This window comes from Streptomyces sp. HUAS TT7, assembly GCF_051550175.1.
In the GTDB taxonomy this organism is placed as follows: domain Bacteria; phylum Actinomycetota; class Actinomycetes; order Streptomycetales; family Streptomycetaceae; genus Streptomyces.
The window spans coordinates 3,027,450-3,045,602 of the sequence record NZ_CP196175.1 but is presented as its reverse complement, the minus strand read 5'-3'; the positions used below and the strand labels follow the sequence as shown (position 1 = coordinate 3,045,602).

Here is an 18,153-nt window from a genome sequence, read left to right as displayed (position 1 = left end):
ACTCAGTACTCCACGTTCTGCGAGCGGCGGCGGACGACCGTCACCTCGTCGCGCTGGTTGCCGGTCGGGCCGAGGTAGTTGAACGCCCACGTCAACTGGGCGTAGCCGCCCACCAGATGGGTGGGCTTGAGCATGATCCGGGTCAGCGAGTTGTGGATGCCGCCGCGCTTGCCGGTCTTCTCGGTCCTGGGAACGCCGACCGTGCGCTCCTGCGCGTGGTTCATGTAGACCGTGCCGGCGGGCATCTTGTGCGAGACGATCGCGCGGGCGGTGACCACGCCGTTGCGGTTGACCGCCTCGATCCAGTCGTTGTCCCGCACGCCGATCGACTCGGCGTCCTGCGGGGACATCCAGATGGTCTGGCCGCCCCGGCCCAGCGTCATCATGTACAGGTTGTCCTGGTACTGGCTGTGGATCGCCCACTTGCTGTGCGGGGTGAGATAGCGGACCGCGACCTGCTTGCCGTCACTGGAGCCGAGCTCCGGCTCCCCGTACAGGCGGTGCATGTTCAGCGGCGGCTTGTAGACGGGCAGCGCCTCGCCGACCTCGTGGATCCAGTCGTGGTCCAGGAAGAAGTGCTGGCGGCCGGTGAGGGTGTGCCAGGGCTTGAGGTGCTCGGTGTTGACGGTGAAGGCGGTGTAGCGCCGCCCGCCGGACTCGCTGCCCGACCACTCCGGCGAGGTGATCACCGGTACGGGCCTGGCCTGGGTGTCCGCGAACGTGATGCGCTTGCCCTCGGCCTCGGCGGCGAGGTGGGCCATCTTCTGGCCGGTGCGGGCCTCCAGCGTCTCGAAGCCCTGGGTCGCGAGGCGCCCGTTGGAGGTGCCGGACAGCGAGAGGATCGCCTCGCAGGCGTGCTGGGCGGTGTCGAGACGAGGCCGCCCCTTGGCGACTCCCTCGCGCACGAGACCGTTCTTCTCACCCAGATACGTGATTTCCTCGGCGACGTCGAAGGTGATCGCCTTCGTGGTGACGCCGAGCTCGTCCACGAGGGGGCCGAGCGCGGCGAACTTCTCGCCGACGGCGCCGTAGTCCCGCTCGACGACCGTCAGGTTGTACATGGTCCGCCCCGGCACGGGCTCGCACTCGCCCTTCGACCAGTCGAGCGCGACCCCGCCGGGCTGGGCCATCTCGCCGCCCGGGGTGTCGTGCTGGAGCGCGGTCGCCACCACGTCCCTGCGCACGCCCAGGTGTCCGCCGGCCAGGTCGCCGAAGCGCTCGGCTATCGCGTGGAAGGCGTCGTAGTCGGAGCGGGCCTGCCACGGCGGATCGACGGCCGGGGTGAAGGCGTGCAGGAACGGGTGCATGTCCGTCGAGGACAGGTCGTGCTTCTCGTACCAGGTGGCGGCGGGCAGCACGACATCGCTGAGCAGCGTCGTCGACGTCATGCGGAAGTCCATCGCGAGCAGCAGATCGAGCTTGCCCTCGACGTCCTCCTGGTGCCAGGCGACATCGCGCGGCGCGCAACGCGGGCCGTCCTCGGGGAGGTTGGAGTGCGTGCCCAGCAGATGCTTGAGGAAGTACTCGTTGCCCTTGGAGGACGATCCGAGCAGGTTCGCGCGCCATACGTTCAGGACGCGCGGCCAGTTGCGCGGCGCGTCCGGGTCCTCGCCCGCGAAGCCGAGCCGCCCCGCCTTCAGCTCGTCCACCACGTGCTGGACGGGGTCCTCGGCCTCGCCGAGCTCCAGCGGGTTGCGGTCGAAGGTCGGGTACGAGGGCATCCAGCCCATGCGGGCCGAGGCGGCCAGGCAGTCGGCGCCGGTCATGCCCTCGAAGCGGCCGTCGCCGAGCGGCGAGGCCAGCGTCTCGGTGGGCAGCGTGTCGTAGCGCCACTGGTCGGTGTGGAGGTAGAACCAGCCCGCGCCGATCATGTGCCGGGGCGGCCGGGTCCAGTCGGAGGCGCTCGCGAGCGTGGCCCAGCCGGTGACCGGGCGGCACTTCTCCTGCCCGACGTAGTGCCCCCAGCCGCCGCCGTTGCGGCCCTGGCAGCCGGTCAGGGTGAGCAGCGCGAGGAAGGCCCGGTAGATAGTCTCGGAGTGGAACCAGTGGTTGGTGCCGGCGCCCATCAGGATCATGCAGCGGCCCTCGGACTTCTCGGCCGTCTCCGCGAACTCCCTTGCCACACGGGCCACTTGGGCCGCAGGGACGGAGGTGAGGGTCTCCTGCCAGCCGGGCGTGCCGGGAGTTTCCGCGTCCTCGTACGACGTGGGCCATTCGCCGGGCAGCCCCTCGCGGCCGACCCCGTACTGGGCCAGCATCAGGTCGTACACGGTGGTGACGGGGCGCCCGCCGATGCGGCGGACCGGGACACCGCGGCGCACGACGCCTTCGCTGTCCTCTTCGAAGCGGGGCAGCACGACCTCGGCGGTCTCGCCGTCGCCCTCGCCCAGCATGCTGAGCCGGGGCACGGTGTCGCCCAGGTCCAGGTTCCACTCGGGCGTCGTGCCCCAGCGGTGGCCCAACGTGCCGCCCGGGACGGTGGGTTCACCGGTGGCGTCGTCGACGAGGACGGTCTTCCACCGGGCGTTCTCGGTGTCCTCGCCGAGGTCGGCCGCGGTGACGAACTTGTGCGGTACGAGCCCTTCTTCGGTCTCCTTGAGGGAGACCAGGAAGGGCAGATCGGTGTACGTGCGCACGTAATCGACAAAGAAGGGAGTCGGTCGTTCGACAAAGAATTCCTTGAGGACGACGTGGCCCATGGCGAGGGCGAGAGCGCCGTCCGTTCCCGGGTGCGGATGCATCCATTCGTCGGCGAACTTGGTGTTGTCCGCGAAATCCGGGGAAACGGTGACGACCTTCTGGCCGCGATAGCGGGCCTCGGTCATCCAGTGCGCGTCGGGGGTGCGGGTGACGGGGACGTTGGAGCCCCACATCATCAAATAGGCCGCGTCCCACCAGTCGCCGGACTCCGGCACGTCCGTCTGGTCGCCGAAGACCTGCGGGGAGGCGACCGGCAGGTCCGCGTACCAGTCGTAGAAGGACAGCATCGGCGCGCCGATGAGGGAGTGGAAGCGGGCACCGGCCGCGTGCGAGGCCATCGACATCGCGGGGATCGGCGAGAACCCGGCGACGCGGTCCGGCCCGTACTCCTTGATCGTATGCACATGGGCGGCCGCGACGATCTCGACGGCCTCCTCCCAACTGGCCCGCACCAGACCGCCCTTGCCGCGCGCCTTCTGGTACGCCCTTCTTCTGGTGGCGTCGCTCTGGATGTCGGCCCAGGCGAGCACCGGATCGCCCAGGCGCGCCTTGGCCTCGCGGTACATCTTGAGGAGCTCGCCGCGTACGTGCGGGTGGCGGACCCGGGTCGGCGAGTAGCTGTACCAGGAGAAGGAGGCGCCGCGGGGGCAGCCGCGGGGCTCGTACTCGGGGCGGTCGGGGCCGACGGAGGGGTAGTCGGTCGCCTGAGTCTCCCAGGTGATGATCCCGTCCTTGACGTACACCTTCCAGCGGCACGAGCCGGTGCAGTTCACGCCGTGCGTCGAGTACACGACCTTGTCGTGGCTCCAGCGGTCCCGGTAGAAGGACTCGGCCTCCCGGCCGCCGGTGCGGTGCACGGTGCGCAGATCGTCGGAGACCTCGGCACGGGTGAAGAAGCTGCCCGCCCGCACCAGTGCGTCGGCGGCGCCGCGATGCTGTTGCGCCTTCTGTTGCGCCTTCTCTTGCAACGGAAACTCCTCCGGCCCGGAAAAAGAATGTGAGCGGGCCTTTCCGGACGAGGTGTCGGGAAATGCGGACGCCTCCGGACGGCCGTCAACGAGCCTACGCCCGCCATTTCTTGGAACCCGGGGACTTTGGTCCCCGGGGGCGGTGACCTAATTCCGCGAATGTCCCGGGGGCGGGCTGGGAGGATGGGAAACGTGCCGAGTGCGTGGGACATCTAGCCCTTTCGGGCATTTCGGGAACCCTTTTGGAAGGGGAAAGGTGGGCCGTCGTGAGCCGGAACCGCTGGCTGCCGAACCAGCACGGGGCGTGGGCGATGCTCGCCGTCCCGTTCCTCGCCGGTACGTTCCTGGGCCACCCGCGCTGGGCGCATCTGCCGCTGCTCGCGGCCTGGCTGCTCGGTTACCTCGCGGCGTACCACGCCCAGCAGTGGCTGCGCCTGAGCCGGATCTCCCGCAACCCGAAGGCGCCGCGCCGCCATGTCCGCCCGGCGGCGTGCTTCGGCGCGGGGGCGGCGCTGTTCGGCGTCCCACTGGCCGTGCTGCATCCATGGCTGTTGCCCGCAGCGGCATGCGCGGCCCCGTTCATCGTCATCAACTCCCTTTACGCATACGCCAATCGGGAGCGGGCGTTGTGGAACGGCCTTGCCGCGGTGGTCCCGGCCTGCGGCATGCTGCTCGTGACGCTGCGGCTGGGGGGCGGGTCGTGGGGCGCCGGCCTCGCCCCGGCGCTGGCCTGCCTGCTGTATTTCTCGGGGACGGTCCCGTACGTGAAGACGATGATCAGGGAGCGGAACTCGCGGGCGTATTACGGGGGTTCGGTGGCCTACCACGGGCTGGCCCTGGCGCCGGCGACCCTGCTGAACCCGTGGCTGGCGGCCCCGTTCACGCTGTACCTGCTGCGAGCGGCGATCCTGCCCGGCCGGGGGCTGAGGGTGGGGGTGGTGGGAGCGGTGGAAGTGGCGGCCTCGCTGGCCCTGCTGGGGACGGTACTGGCTGCCTTCTGAGCGCGGGCGGGCGGGGGCCGATCGCGCAGTTCCCCGCCCCCCTGGTGGGCTGCCTTTCAAGAGCTTCATCCGCGGCCGGCCCCCACCGGCCCGCAGGCCGAACGCAGACCCCTACAACTGTCCCTTCCTCGTCAGGTAGTTGAAGCACAGCCACCCCGGCAGGACGGGGAGCCAGAAGGTCAGCAGGCGGTACAGGAGCACCGCGGAGGTGGCCGTCTCCGCAGTCATGCCGGCGATCGTCAACGCCGTTGACAGGGCCAGCTCGACCGCCCCGACACCACCCGGCGTCGGAGCCGCAGACCCCAGCGCGTTGGCCGTCAGGAAGACCACCGCCACGCTCGCGTAGCTCAGCGTGTGCTCGCTCCCCGTACCGAAGGCACGGATCGACGCGTCCAGGCACATCACGAACACGCCCGTCAGAAGCAGCATCCCGCCGATCCCGGTGATCAGCTTCTGCGGCCGCTGGAGCACGTCCAGCATGCGCGGCACAACCCCGGCGAACAGCGAGCGGACCCGGCTGACCACGAACTTCCGCAGGAACGGGACCGCGGTCACGACCAGGATCAGTACGGCCGCCGTGAGCAGACCCGCGATCACCGTCCGGGACGGCGAGAGCTCCGAGGTCTGCTCGGTGCCCGTCACGTACCCGAAGATCAGCAGCAGCGAGATGTGCGAGGCGAGCCCGAAGAGCTGCGACGCGCCGACGCTCGCCACCGCGAGCCCCGGACGTACGCCCGCACGCTGGAGGAACCGCGTGTTGAGGGCGACACCGCCGACCGCGGCCGGCGCCACGAGCTTCACGAACGAGCCCGCGACCTGCGCGGTCACGGCCCGCCAGAACGGCACCCGCTCGGGCACGAAGCCGAGCAGGCTGGCCGCCGCGGCCGGGTAGGACAGCGCGGAGAAGAGCACGGCCGCCGCGACCCAGCCCCACTGGGCGTTCGCGATCAGATCGCCGAACTTGATGTTGGTGAGCTGCACCAGGAGGAAGTACGCGGCGAAGGCTCCCGCCACGAAGCTGATCAGCGTCTTGACCTTGATGCGTTCGAGGCGTACCGGCTCGACGGGGGCCTGCGGGCGGATCAGCAGCACCTGGTGGCGGATCTGGGTGAGCAGATCGTCCTCCTTCGCCTGCTCCAGGGCCTCGTCGATGGCCAGCTTCTCGGCCTTCTTCTCGGCCTTGACGGCCTTGCGGTCGTCCAGCACCGGGACCACTTCGGGGTGCGCCGCGGCCTCCTTGGCGGCGGCCGCCTCCGCGGCCTTCGCCTCCTTCGCCGCGTCCGAGGCCTCCAGGACCGCCTCGCGCTCGCGCTGCGCCTGCTCGCGGCCGAGCTTGCGCAGGGTCGCGCGGGTGGAGCGGCTCAGCGCGATGGGCTGGAGCAGCGGGAGGCTGTCCGCGACCACGTCCGGGCCCAGCACGTCGAGCGCGGAGGCGACCGAGCGCTCGGCGCCGACGCGCAGGCCGAGGGTGGTCAGGAGCTGGGCGACGTCCATCCGGAGCACGATGTCGCCGGCCGCGATCTCGCCGCCGCGCAGATCGGTCACGATCACCTTGCCGGAACGATCCACCAGGATCGCGTCGCCGGCCAGCCTGCGGTGCGCGATCCGCCGCGACTGGAGCGCCTCGACCTGCCGCCACGTCTCGCGCAGCAGGTCGTCGGTGATCTCCTCGTCCTCCAGGGAGTCCAGGGAGCGGCCGCCGGTGTGCTCGTACACCAGCATCACGGCGTCCGGGCCGAGTTCGGAGGTGGCGATCAGCTTGGGCGCGTTCGCCCCGGCCGCGATCGCCGCGTACGCGAGGAGCGCCTCCTGCTCCAGGGCCTGTCTGAGCGACTGGATCGAGCGGCGGGTGGTGATGGAGCGCAGGGTGAGGCGGCGCCACACCCGGTAGAAGAAGCCCTGTGCCTGCTGTTCGCGGTCGACGACCGTGACGTCGAGGGGCGGGGCGTCCTGCAGCGTGACCAGATAGCGCCGGCCGCGCTCGCCCTGGTCCATCGAGTCGGGGACGTCCTCGGCGCGCAGCGCGGTCACCGGGTTGAAGCCGACGTGGCGGAGCCCAGCGAGCAGGGTCTGCCCGGTGGGCCGCACATTGGGGGAGCCGACCGCGTAGAGCGTGCCGTACGCGACCGTCCAGCCGATCAGGATCGTCACGATGATCGAGAACGGGGTGGTCTGCTCGCCGACCAGTACGGCGAAGGAGTTGAGCAGCAGCACCGCCCACAGCGCGACCCGCCACCTGGGTCTGCGGGCCATTCCGACGGCCGTCATATAGGCGATGACGGGGGCGAGATAGCCGTGCACGGGGTCGGTGAGGGAGCCCGAGGGCGACAACCGGGTCAGCGCCTCGGTGATCGAGCCGGGGGCGGACTTGGCGACCCACAGATCGGTGGCGAGGGCGACGCCGTGCGCGAGCACCGCGGCGAGCACGCCGTCCGCGATCCGCAGTCCGTCACGTTTGATCAGCCGCTCGATGGCGAAGGCGACGGGCAGTACGAGGACGGCGATGCTGGAGGCGAGCCCGGCGAGGCGGATCAGGACGTCGGGGGCTCCGGTGGTGCCGTTGGTGATGTCGTTTTCCAGGCCGGACGTGGTGCCGTGCGCGAACGCGGCGATGGCCAGGACGACGGCGATCGCTAGCACACCGGTGAGCAGCCGGAGCAGGTCCGAGGGGCGGTGCACGCGGGCGGGCAGCAGCGGTTCGTCCACGGAGACGCGCTCGATGGAGCCGGAGGTGTCGTCGCACAGGGCGTCGCCGCCCTTGCCGCACCGGGCGGAGTCCGTGCCGTCGGCGCCGCCTGGGCGCTGGTCGCCTTCGGGGCTCGCGGCGCCGTCGGAGTGCTGGTCGCCTTCAGGGTTTGCGCGGTCCTCGCGGGCGATGGGCCCTTCGGAGCGCTCGTGGGCGTCAGGGCCCTCGTGGCCCTCTTGGGCCTCGCGGTTTGCGGGGCCTTCGTGGTTTTCGGGGTTCGCGGAGCCTTCGGGGGCGTCGGAGCGCTCGCCGTCCGCCCGGCTTGCGGAGCCTTCAGGTCCGGTTCCTGGGTGGGACTCCGCACCCGGTGCCGCGTCGCCCCCCGCCGGCCCGGGGGCACCGGGTGCGGCGGGCTGCCGCCCCGTTTCAGGGGTGCTGCTCGCCGCCGCCTCGGGTGGCTGCACGCCCCGCTCCTTCGCTGCCTCGTCCGTCTTGTCTCTGTCTCGTATCACCGCTCACCGCCCGCATGATGGTGGCATGTCCAGAGTTCCCAGGGGGGCATCAGGGTGCATTGCCGGGGCGTGCGCTGTGTGAGTTGCGCCCCTTTGCCGCTCCGCGCCCGGACTGCGCCCGGACATGACCCGACTCGGGGCGACTGTCGGTGGCGTACGGCAGGATGGAGCGGATGAGCGAGGAGCAGAGGGACCGGGCGGGCGAGGCGCTGCCCGAGATCCCCGCATACGCGGAACGGGTCCTTGAGGTCGCCGAGCACATCCCGCCGGGCCGGGTGATGACGTACGGGGACGTCGCCGAATGGCTCGGCGAGGGCGGGCCGCGCCAGGTCGGCCGGGTCATGTCGCTCTACGGCGGCGCGGTGCCCTGGTGGCGCGTGGTGCGGTCGGACGGGCAGCTCCTGCCCGGACACGAGCTGCGGGCCCTGGCGCACTACCGCGACGAGGGCACCCCGCTGCGCGAGGCGGGCCGGTCCGCCGAGGGCCATCTGCCGAGGCTCGACATGCGGCGGGCGCGCTGGGACGGCACCACGGACGGCGCGGTCGGCGGGCTCGGCGGCGGGGCGGCTCATACCTGACAGCTTCCGCCATCCGGCGATGCCGGGGGTGGCCTGAGGACCGTACGGATGACTCGCTGCGTGCCGGGCACGGTTCGGCGTACCGTCGAGGGTCTGCGCCGGCCGCGCAGGCCTCGTAACCACCATCACGACCAGCACACCCACCAGGACCGGCGATCCACGTGAGCTCCTCCTCTTCCACCGGGCGTCAGACGTACCAGCAGGTACGTCGGCGGTCCCCCGGCGCGTACCGACTGGTGCGTACCCCGCCGGACCCGGTGGATCCCCCTCTCCTTGACGCACCCCAGCGCAGGGTGGTTGACCACAGGTCGGGTCCGCTTCTCGTGCTCGCGGGGCCCGGCACCGGCAAGACGACCACCCTGGTGGAGGCGGTCGCGGCCAAGGTGGCGGCCGGCACGGACCCCGAACGCATCCTGGTCCTCACCTTCAGCCGCAAGGCCGCGGTCGAGCTCCGCGACCGGATGGCGCTGCGCCTCGGCGCCGGCGCGAAGAGCCCGCAGGCCACCACGTTCCACTCGTACTGTTACGCGCTGGTCCGCGCGCACCAGGATGCCGAGCTGTTCCGCGAGCCCCTGCGCCTGCTGTCCGGCCCCGAGCAGGACGTGGCCGTACGCGACCTCCTGGCCGGGCAGATCGACCTCCAGCGCACCGGGCTCGCGCATGTGAGCTGGCCCGACGAGCTGCGAGCCTGCCTGACCACGCGCGGCTTCGCCGACGAGGTGCGCGCGGTGCTCGCCCGCAGCCGCGAACTGGGCCTCGGCCCCGACGCCCTGGCCCGCTTCGCCGAGCGCGCGGGCCGCCCGGACTGGAAGGCGGCCTCGGCGTTCCTCGCCGAATACCTCGACGTCCTCGACCTCCAGGGCGTCCTGGACTACGCGGAACTCGTGCACCGCGCGGTGCTGCTCGCCGAACGCATCGAGCTGCCCTCTTACGAGGCGGTGTTCGTCGACGAGTACCAGGACACCGACCCGGCGCAGGTACGGCTCCTGAAGGCGCTGGCGGGCGGCGGGCGCACGCTGGTGGCGTTCGGCGACCCGGACCAGTCGATCTACACGTTCCGGGGGGCCGACATCAACGGCATCCTCGGCTTCCCCGACACGTTCGCGCGTACGGACGGGAGTCCGGCGCCCGTCGAGGTCCTCACCACGTCGCGCCGCTCGGGCACGGCCCTGCTTGACGCGACCCGGCTGCTGACCCGCCGCATGCCGCTGCCGCGCCTGCCCGCCGAGCGGGTCCGCGCGCACCGCGACCTGTCGCCGACCCGTACGGGCGGCCGCGTGGAGACGTACACGTACCCCACGGCCTCCACCGAGCTGGACAACATCGCGGACCTGCTGCGCCGCGCCCACCTCGAAGAGGGCGTCCCCTGGCAGGAGATGGCGGTGCTGGTCCGCGCGGGCACCCGCACGATCCCGGCCCTGCGCCGCGCCCTGACGACGGCGGGCATCCCCGTGGACACGTCGGGCGCGGACACGCCGCTGCGCGACGAGCCGGCGGTGTCGCCGCTGCTGACGGCGCTGCGGGTGGTGGCGGAGGCGACGTCGAAGGGGGCTTCGGAGGGCGGGGGGTCCGCGCCGGTCAGCCTCGTGCACCCCCGCAGGGGCGCGGCGGACACCCCGACCGCACCTCCCACCCCGCTCGACCCCGAGACCGCGCACACCCTGCTCACCTCGCCGCTCGGCGGCATGGACACCGCCGACCTGCGGCGCCTCGGGCGGGCCCTGCGCGACGAGGAGCGGGCCGCGGGCCATCGCCTCCCGGCTCCCTCGGACGTGCTGCTCGCGCGGGCCCTGGCCGAGCCCGAGCGGCTCGTCGCGCACGACCCCTCGTACGCCCGCGGCGCCCAGCGCCTCGGCGCGCTGCTGCGCAAGGCCCGCGAACTCCTGGAGGGCGGCGGCACCGCCGCCGAGGCGCTGTGGGAGCTGTGGAACGGCACGCCCTGGCCGCAGCGCCTGGAACGCGCGGCGCTGCGCGGCGGGGCCGGCGGGCGGGCCGCCGACCGCGATCTGGACGCCGTCTGCGCCCTGTTCGACACCGCGGCCCGCGCCGAGGAGCGCACCGGCGGCCGGGGCGCGCTCAACTTCCTCGAAGAGGTCGACGCGCAGGACATAGCGGCCGACACCCTGACCCGCCGGGCCGCCCGCCCGGAGGCGGTACGCGTCATGACCGCCCACCGCTCCAAGGGCCTGGAGTGGAGCCTGGTCGTGGTCGCCGGGGTGCAGGAAGGGCTCTGGCCCGACCTGCGCCGCCGCGGCTCGCTCCTGGAGGCCGACCGGATCGGCCGCGACGGCCTGGCCGAACCGCTCACCCCGGGCGCGCTGCTCGCCGAAGAACGACGCCTCTTCTATGTCGCGGCCACCCGCGCCCGGGACCGCCTCGTCGTGACCGCCGTCAAGGCCCCGGCCGACGACGGCGACCAGCCGTCCCGCTTCCTCACCGAGCTGGGCGTCGAACCCCGGGACACCACGGGCCGCCCCCGCCGCCCCCTGGCGGTGGCCGCGCTGGTCGCCGAGCTGCGCGCCACGACCGTCGACCCGGACGCCTCCGACGCACTGCGCGAGGCCGCCGCCGAACGCCTCGGCAGACTGGCCGCGCTGGTCGACGACGAGGGCCAGCCGCTGGTCCCGGCGGCACATCCGCACCGCTGGTGGGGCCTGTACGAGCCGACCCGCTCGGAGGTCCCGCTGCGCGACCGCGCCGTACCGGTGGCCCTGTCCGGCAGCGCCCTGGACCAGCTCGCCAACACCTGCGCCCTGCAGTGGTTCCTGGGCCGCGAGGTCAAGGCGGACGCGCCCGCGACGGCCGCCCAGGGCTTCGGCAACGTGGTCCACGTCCTGGCCGACGAGGTCGCCTCCGGCCGTACGCCGGCCGACCTGGCCGTCCTGATGGAACGCCTCGACTCGGTCTGGGACGCGCTCGCCTTCGACGCGCCCTGGAAGTCGCTCCAGGAGAAGCAGAACGCGCGCGCCGCCCTGGAACGCTTCCTCCAGTGGCACACCCTGGACCGCGCGGGCCGCACCCCGGTCGCCACGGAACACGGCTTCGACGTGACCCTGGAGGCGGGCGAGTACGAGGTACGCATCCGGGGCTCCATGGACCGCGTCGAGCAGGACGTGGAGGGCCGCGCGTACGTGGTCGACTTCAAGACCGGCAAGCAGTCGCCCACGGCCGCGGAGGTGGCCGCCCACCCGCAGCTGGCCGTCTACCAGCTCGCGGTGCGAGAGGGCGCCCTGGACGAGGCCTTCGACGGCCGCCGCCCCGACCCCGGCGGCGCCGAACTGGTCCACCTGCGCCAGCCCGCCCCCAAGCGCGAGGGCGGCGACGCCTACCCGAAGGTCCAGTCCCAGCAGCCCTTGACGGGCGAGTGGGTGGGCGACCTATTGGCCACGGCGGCAGGCCGAGTCCTGGACGAACGGTTCACCCCGACCGCGGGGGCGCATTGCACGCACTGCACGTTCCGGGCGTCGTGCACGGCTCAGCCGGAGGGACGGCAGGTGGTGGAGTAGTCCCTGGCGCGGAGGACGAAGCCCGCCCCGGGCGCCCCCACCCGCACAAATCCCCCATTGTCAGCACCCCCCACTACCCTTCCTGACGTGCCCACCCCCCTCACCGACCCCGAACAGCTCAAAGAGCTCCTCGGCATCCCGTTCACCCCGGAGCAGACGGCCTGCATCACCGCGCCGCCCGCCCCGCAGGTCATCGTGGCCGGAGCCGGGTCCGGGAAGACGACCGTCATGGCGGCCAGGGTCGTGTGGCTGGTGGGCACCGGCCAGGTCGCACCCGAGCAGGTCCTGGGGCTGACCTTCACCAACAAGGCCGCGGGCGAGCTCGCCGAGCGCGTACGCACCGCCCTGATCAGGGCCGGCATCACCGACCCGGACGCCCCGGAGCCGGAGCAGGGCGAGCCCGGGATCTCCACGTACCACGCCTTCGCGGGGCGCCTGCTGACCGACCACGGGCTGCGCATAGGCCTGGAGCCCACATCGCGGCTGCTCGCCGACGCCACCCGCTTCCAGCTCGCCGCCCGCGTGCTGCGCGAGGCCCCGGGGCCGTACCCGGCGCTGACCAAGTCGTTCGCCTCCCTGGTCAGCGACCTGCTCGCGCTCGACGCCGAGCTCGCGGAGCATCTCGTAGGCCCCGAGCGTCTGGCCGCGTACGACCGGGACCTGCTGCGCACCCTGGAGAGCGCCAAGCTCAGCAACGCCGAGCTGCGCAAGGTGCCCGAGGCCGCCGCCGCCCGGCTCGAACTGCTCGACCTCACCACCCGCTACCGGGCCGCCAAGAAGAGCCGCGACCTGCTCGACTTCGGCGACCAGATCGCGCTGTCCGCCGAGCTCGCCCTCACCCACCCCGAGGTCGGCCGGATCCTGCGCGAGGAGTTCAAGGTGGTGCTCCTGGACGAGTACCAGGACACCTCCGTGGCCCAGCGCCGGCTGCTCGCCGCGCTCTTCGGCGGCGGTACCGGCCACGCCGTGACCGCCGTCGGCGACCCCTGCCAGGCCATCTACGGCTGGCGCGGCGCCTCGGTCGCCAACCTGGACGACTTCCCCCGCCACTTCCCGTACGCCGACGGCCGCCCCGCCACCCGCTACGCGCTGTCCGAGAACCGCCGCAGCGGCGGCCGCCTCCTCGACCTCGCCAACTCCCTTGCCGCGCCGCTGCGTTCGATGCACGAAGGGGTGGAGGCGCTGCGCCCGGCCCCCGGCGCCGAGCGGGACGGAAGCGTTCGCACAGCCCTGCTCGACACCCACGAGCAGGAGATCGAGTGGCTCGCCGACTCGATCGCCCACCTCGTGCGCACCGGCAAGGCCCCGGGCGAGATTGCCGTCCTGTGCCGTACGGCCGGCGACTTCCCGCAGATCCAGGGCGCCCTGGTGGCCCGCGACATCCCCGTCGAGGTCGTCGGCCTCTCCGGACTGCTGCACCTGCCCGAGGTGGCCGACCTCGTGGCGGTCTGCGAAGTCCTCCAGGACCCGGGCGCCAACGCCTCGCTCGTCCGGATCCTGACCGGCCCGCGCTGGCGCATCGGCCCGCGCGACCTGGCGCTGCTCGGCCGCCGCGCCCGCCATCTCGTACGCCGCGTCACCGGCCCGTCCGACGACCCCGACCAGCGCCTCGCCGACGCCGTCGAAGGGGTCGACCCGGCGGAGGTGATCTCGCTCGCCGACGCCCTGGACAGCTTCCTCGAAGGCGCCGAGGACGACGAGCTGCCCTTCTCCGCCGAGGCCCGCGTCCGCTTCGCCCGCCTCGCCGCCGAACTGCGCGACCTGCGCCGCTCGCTGGCCGACCCGCTCATGGACGTACTGCACCGCGTCCTGAGTGTCACCGGCCTCGAAGTCGAGCTCTCCGCCTCCCCGCACGCGCTGGCCGCCCGCCGCCGCGAGACGCTCTCCGGCTTCCTCGACACGGCGGCGAGCTTCGCCGCGCTCGACGGCGAGGCCTCCCTCCTCGCCTTCCTCGGCTTCCTGCGCACCGCCGCCCAGTACGAGAAGGGCCTGGACAACGCGCTGCCCGGCGGCGAGAACACGGTGAAGGTGCTCACCGCCCACAAGTCCAAGGGCCTGGAGTGGGACGTCGTCGCCGTCCCCGGCCTGGTCACCGGAACGTTCCCCTCCACCCAGTCGAGGGAGGCCTGGACGTCCCAGGCGAAGGTCCTCCCGCACGCCCTGCGCGGCGACGCCCCGACGCTGCCGGCCGTCGAGGAGTGGGACGCGAAGGGCCTCAAGTCCTTCAAGGAGGCGATGAAGGACCACCAGCACACCGAGGAACTGCGCCTGGGATACGTCACGTTCACCCGCCCCCGCACCCTGCTGCTCGGCTCCGGGCACTGGTGGGGCCCGAGCCAGAAGAAGCCCCGGGGCCCCTCCGCCTTCCTGCACGCGCTGTACGAGCACTGCGCGGCGGGCCACGGCGAGATCGAGGCGTGGGCGGACGAACCGGCCGAGGGCGCCGAGAACCCCGCCCTCCACGAATCCGCCACCACCCACGCCTGGCCCCTCCCGCTCGACCCGGACTCCCTGGCCCGCCGCCGCGCCGCCGCGGAACGAGTCCTGGCCCACCTGGCGACGCCGGTCGCAGAGGCTCCGTATGACGAAGCGCCCCCCTCTTATGAGGACTCTCATGAGGACGGGCTTTACGACGACGCCCCTTATGAGGGCGAGCCGTACGAGGACGAGCCCTTCCCTCCGGACGAGCCGTTCTCCCCTTACGGAGATCTCGACGAATCGCCCTACGGAGACGGCGAGTTGACCGACCCCGTCGACCTGACCGGCGACTGGGACCTGCTGCCCACCGAGCGCCCCGCCACCGCCCCGCCGTCCGCCGACGCGGAGATCGAGCACGCCCCGGCCGGGCCGATCGAGCACACCCGGGCCCGCGACCACACCCTGGCGCAGGCTCCCGCCGACATCCCCGCCCCCCGCCTCACTCCCGAGGACCGCCGCACCCTGCACTCCTGGGACCGCGACCTGGAGGCGCTCACCACCGAGCTCCGCCGGGCCCGCGCCACCACCCGCGAGGTCGAGGTGCCCGCCTCGCTCACCGCGTCCGAGCTGCTCAGGCTGGCCGCCGACCCGGACGGCTTCGCCCGGGACCTGGCCCGCCCCATGCCGCGCCGCCCACAGCCGGCCGCCCGCCGGGGCACTCGGTTCCACGCCTGGGTGGAGTCCCGCTTCGAGGAGCTCCCGCTGCCGATGCTGGGCCCGGACGAGCTGCCCGGGGCGGACGACACCGAGGCCGACATCGCCGACGAACGGGATCTGGCCGCCCTCAAGGAGGCCTTCGAGCGCACCCCGTACGCGTCCCGCACCCCGTACCGCACTGAGGCCCCCATCCAGCTGACGCTGGCGGGCCGGGTGATCCGGGGCCGGATCGACGCCGTCTACAAGGAGGGCGACGGCGCCCTCGCCACGTACGAGATCGTCGACTGGAAGACCGGCCGGCAGGCCACCGCCGACCCGCTCCAGCTGGCGGTCTACCGGGTCGCCTGGGCCGAGCAGCTCGGCGTCCCGCTGGAGTCGGTCGGGGCCGCCTTCGTGTACGTACGCACAGGTGAGACGGTGCGTCCGGCCCGGCTGCCGGGCCGCGCCGAGCTGGAGGCGATGCTGCTCGGGCGCAGTCCGCAGGGCGGACCGGCGGACCGGCCACCGCCCCCGGCCGGATAGGCTCAAGGACATGAGCGAGACCCCGGACAGCGCCGTCCAGACCGCCACCGAGACGGTGCGCACGTACATCGAGCAGCACCGCGCCGCCTTCCTCGACGACCTCGCGGAGTGGCTGCGCATCCCGTCCGTGTCGGCCCAGCCCGACCACGACGCCGACGTACGGCGCAGTGCCGACTGGCTCGCCGCCAAGCTCCGCGAGACCGGCTTCCCGGTCGCCGAGATCCTGGACACCCCGGGCGCCCCCGCCGTCTACGCCGAGTGGCCCTCGGGCGAGGCGGGCGCGCCGACCGTCCTGGTCTACGGCCACCACGACGTACAGCCCGCGGCCCGCGAGGACGGCTGGCACACCGACCCGTTCGAGCCCGTGATCACCGACGGGCGGATGTACGGGCGCGGCGCCGCCGACGACAAGGGCCAGGTGTTCTTCCACACCCTCGGCGTCCGCGCGCACCTCGCCGCCACCGGCCGCACCGCCCCCGCCGTCAACCTGAAGCTCCTGATCGAGGGTGAGGAGGAGTCCGGCTCGCCGCACTTCCGGGCCCTCGTCGAGCAGCACGCCGAGCGCCTCGCGGCCGACGCCGTGATCGTCTCCGACACCGGCATGTGGTCCGAGGACACCCCCACCGTGTGCACGGGCATGCGCGGCCTCGCCGAGTGCGAGATCCAGCTGTACGGGCCCGGCCAGGACATCCACTCCGGCTCCTTCGGCGGCGCCGTCCCCAACCCGGCGACGGCCGCGGCCCGCCTGGTGGCGGCCCTGCACGACGCCGACGAGCACGTCACCATCCCCGGCTTCTACGACGGCATCGCGGAGCTCACCGACGCCGAGCGCGAGCTCTTCGCCGAGCTGCCCTTCGACGAGGCCGAGTGGCTGCGCACCGCCAAGTCGCGGGCGACCCTGGGCGAGGCCGGGTTCTCCACCCTGGAGCGGATCTGGGCCCGCCCGACCGCCGAGGTCAACGGCATCGGCGGCGGCTACCAGGGCCCCGGCGGCAAGACGATCATCCCGTCGTCGGCGATGGTGAAGCTGTCCTTCCGCCTGGTCGCGGGCCAGGACCCCCAGCACATCGAGAAGCTCGTCACCGACTGGGCCGCCGAGCGGATCCCCGCCGGAATCCGGCACGAGATCACCTGGAGCGCGGGCACCCGGCCGTGCCTCACCCCGCTCGGCCACCCGGCGCTTCAGTCCGTGGTGCGGGCGATGGGCGAGGCTTTCGGCACGAAGGTCCGCTTCACCCGCGAGGGAGGCTCGGGACCTGCCGCCGACCTCCAGGACGTACTGGCGGCGCCCGTCCTGTTCCTGGGGATCTCGGTCCCCTCGGACGGCTGGCACGCGCCCAACGAGAAGGTCGAACTGGATCTGCTGTTCAAGGGCGTCGAGACCACGGCCCACCTGTGGAGCGACCTCGCCGCCACGACAGCCTGATCCGCCAGCCTGACCAGCGGCTGACAGAAATCGCTGAACACACCATCCACCCGGGGGAGTTGGAAGCACCTGTGAGCACCACCAGCAGTGAAGCCATCACGGACCAGCCGATCGGGCTCGCCACGCCGATCGGCCTCACCGCGCCCAGCGGCATCGACCGGGCGGCCCACCACCGCCTCGACGAGGCGTGGCTGGCGGCCGCCTGGAGCCATCCGACGACCCGGGTATTCGTGGTCTCCGGCGGCCAGGCCCTGATCGACGACGCCCCCGACGGGCGTACGGAGCTCGTCATGACCCCGGCCTTCGAGGCTCCGGTCACCGAGACCCACCGCTACTTCCTGGGCACCGACGAGGACGGCGTCAGCTACTTCGCCCTCCAGAAGGACGCCCTGCCCGGCCGCATGGACCAGTCGGCCCGGCCCGCCGGACTGCGCGAGGCCGGCCTCCTGCTGTCCCCGCGCGACGCGAGCCTGATGACGCACGCCGTCGCCCTGGAGAACTGGCAGCGCCTGCACCGCTTCTGCTCCCGCTGCGGCGAGCGCACCGTGATCGCGGCGGCCGGCCACATCCGCCGCTGCCCGGCGTGCGGGGCCGAGCACTACCCGCGCACCGACCCGGCAGTGATCATGCTGGTCACCGACGAGCACGACCGGGCGCTGCTCGGCCGCCAGGTGCACTGGCCCGAGGGCCGCTTCTCCACCCTCGCGGGCTTCGTCGAACCCGGCGAGTCCATCGAGCAGTCGGTGCGCCGCGAGGTCTTCGAGGAGGCCGGCGTCACGGTCGGCCCGGTCGAGTACGTCGCCAGCCAGCCCTGGCCGTTCCCGTCCAGCCTGATGCTCGGCTTCATGGCCAAGGCCACCTCGTCCGAGATCAACGTGGACGGCGAGGAGATCCACGAGGCCCGCTGGTTCTCCCGCGAGGACCTGGCCGCGGCCTTCGACTCCGGTGAGGTCCTGCCCCCGTACGGCATCTCGATCGCGGCCCGCCTGATCGAGCTCTGGTACGGCAAGCCCCTGCCGAAGCCGACGCACTGACCCGGATCCACGACCCGGATCCACACATCCGGAAGGCCCCCGCCCGAGATGGGACGAGGGCCTTCCGGTTTTGCGTCGCAGTACG

At 72.7% G+C, this 18,153-nt stretch carries 8 protein-coding genes; 6 read left to right on the top strand and 2 right to left on the bottom strand.

All coding sequences use genetic code 11. The annotated features are described in order from the left end of the window. Window positions 1–2 precede the first annotated feature (2 nt). The gene (locus ACSHXC_RS13485) at window positions 3–3,668 is read right to left on the bottom strand and encodes a nitrate reductase subunit alpha (protein WP_438291813.1); all 3,666 of its coding nucleotides are present in this window, start codon (window positions 3,666–3,668) and stop codon (window positions 3–5) included. 266 nt (window positions 3,669–3,934) lie between these two features. On the opposite strand from ACSHXC_RS13485, the gene ACSHXC_RS13480 reads away from it, so the two are divergent. Further along, window positions 3,935–4,669, top strand: a complete 735-nt coding sequence (locus ACSHXC_RS13480) for a YwiC-like family protein (RefSeq protein ID WP_438291812.1) — start codon at window positions 3,935–3,937, stop codon at window positions 4,667–4,669. Between the two features lie 111 nt (window positions 4,670–4,780). On the opposite strand, the gene ACSHXC_RS13475 is transcribed toward ACSHXC_RS13480, so the two are convergent. Then, window positions 4,781–7,819, bottom strand: coding sequence for a lysylphosphatidylglycerol synthase domain-containing protein (locus ACSHXC_RS13475; protein ID WP_438291811.1), 3,039 nt, complete (start codon window positions 7,817–7,819; stop codon window positions 4,781–4,783). 212 nt (window positions 7,820–8,031) lie between these two features. Here ACSHXC_RS13475 and ACSHXC_RS13470 point away from each other — a divergent pair, with 212 nt between their 5' ends. The 5 genes from ACSHXC_RS13470 to nudC all read left to right on the top strand — a co-directional run bounded on the left by ACSHXC_RS13470 (window position 8,032) and on the right by nudC (window position 18,068). Continuing rightward, on the top strand, window positions 8,032–8,445 hold the full coding sequence (locus tag ACSHXC_RS13470; RefSeq protein ID WP_438296561.1) for an MGMT family protein: 414 nt from the start codon (window positions 8,032–8,034) through the stop codon (window positions 8,443–8,445). A gap of 161 nt (window positions 8,446–8,606) precedes the next feature. Beyond that, window positions 8,607–11,951, top strand: coding sequence for an ATP-dependent helicase (locus tag ACSHXC_RS13465; RefSeq protein WP_438291810.1), 3,345 nt, complete (start codon window positions 8,607–8,609; stop codon window positions 11,949–11,951). 87 nt (window positions 11,952–12,038) lie between these two features. Then, window positions 12,039–15,608 (top strand): UvrD-helicase domain-containing protein, encoded by a 3,570-nt coding sequence (locus ACSHXC_RS13460; RefSeq protein WP_438291809.1) that lies wholly within the window; start codon window positions 12,039–12,041, stop codon window positions 15,606–15,608. Window positions 15,609–15,618: 10 nt separating this feature from the next. Then, a complete protein-coding gene (locus ACSHXC_RS13455) occupies window positions 15,619–17,034 on the top strand; it encodes a dipeptidase (protein ID WP_438291807.1) in 1,416 nt (471 codons plus the stop codon). A gap of 71 nt (window positions 17,035–17,105) precedes the next feature. Then, window positions 17,106–18,068 (top strand): NAD(+) diphosphatase, encoded by a 963-nt coding sequence (nudC, locus tag ACSHXC_RS13450; protein WP_373300922.1) that lies wholly within the window; start codon window positions 17,106–17,108, stop codon window positions 18,066–18,068. The last annotated feature ends 85 nt before the right edge of the window (window positions 18,069–18,153 follow it).

What these genes read in the sequence shown, in the direction of transcription:
- ACSHXC_RS13470 (WP_438296561.1), top strand. Translation starts at nt 8,032, where the DNA reads ATGGAGCGGATGAGCGAGGAGCAGAGGGACCGGGCGGGCGAGGCGCTG.
- ACSHXC_RS13455 (WP_438291807.1), top strand. Translation starts at nt 15,619, where the DNA reads ATGAGCGAGACCCCGGACAGCGCCGTCCAGACCGCCACCGAGACGGTG.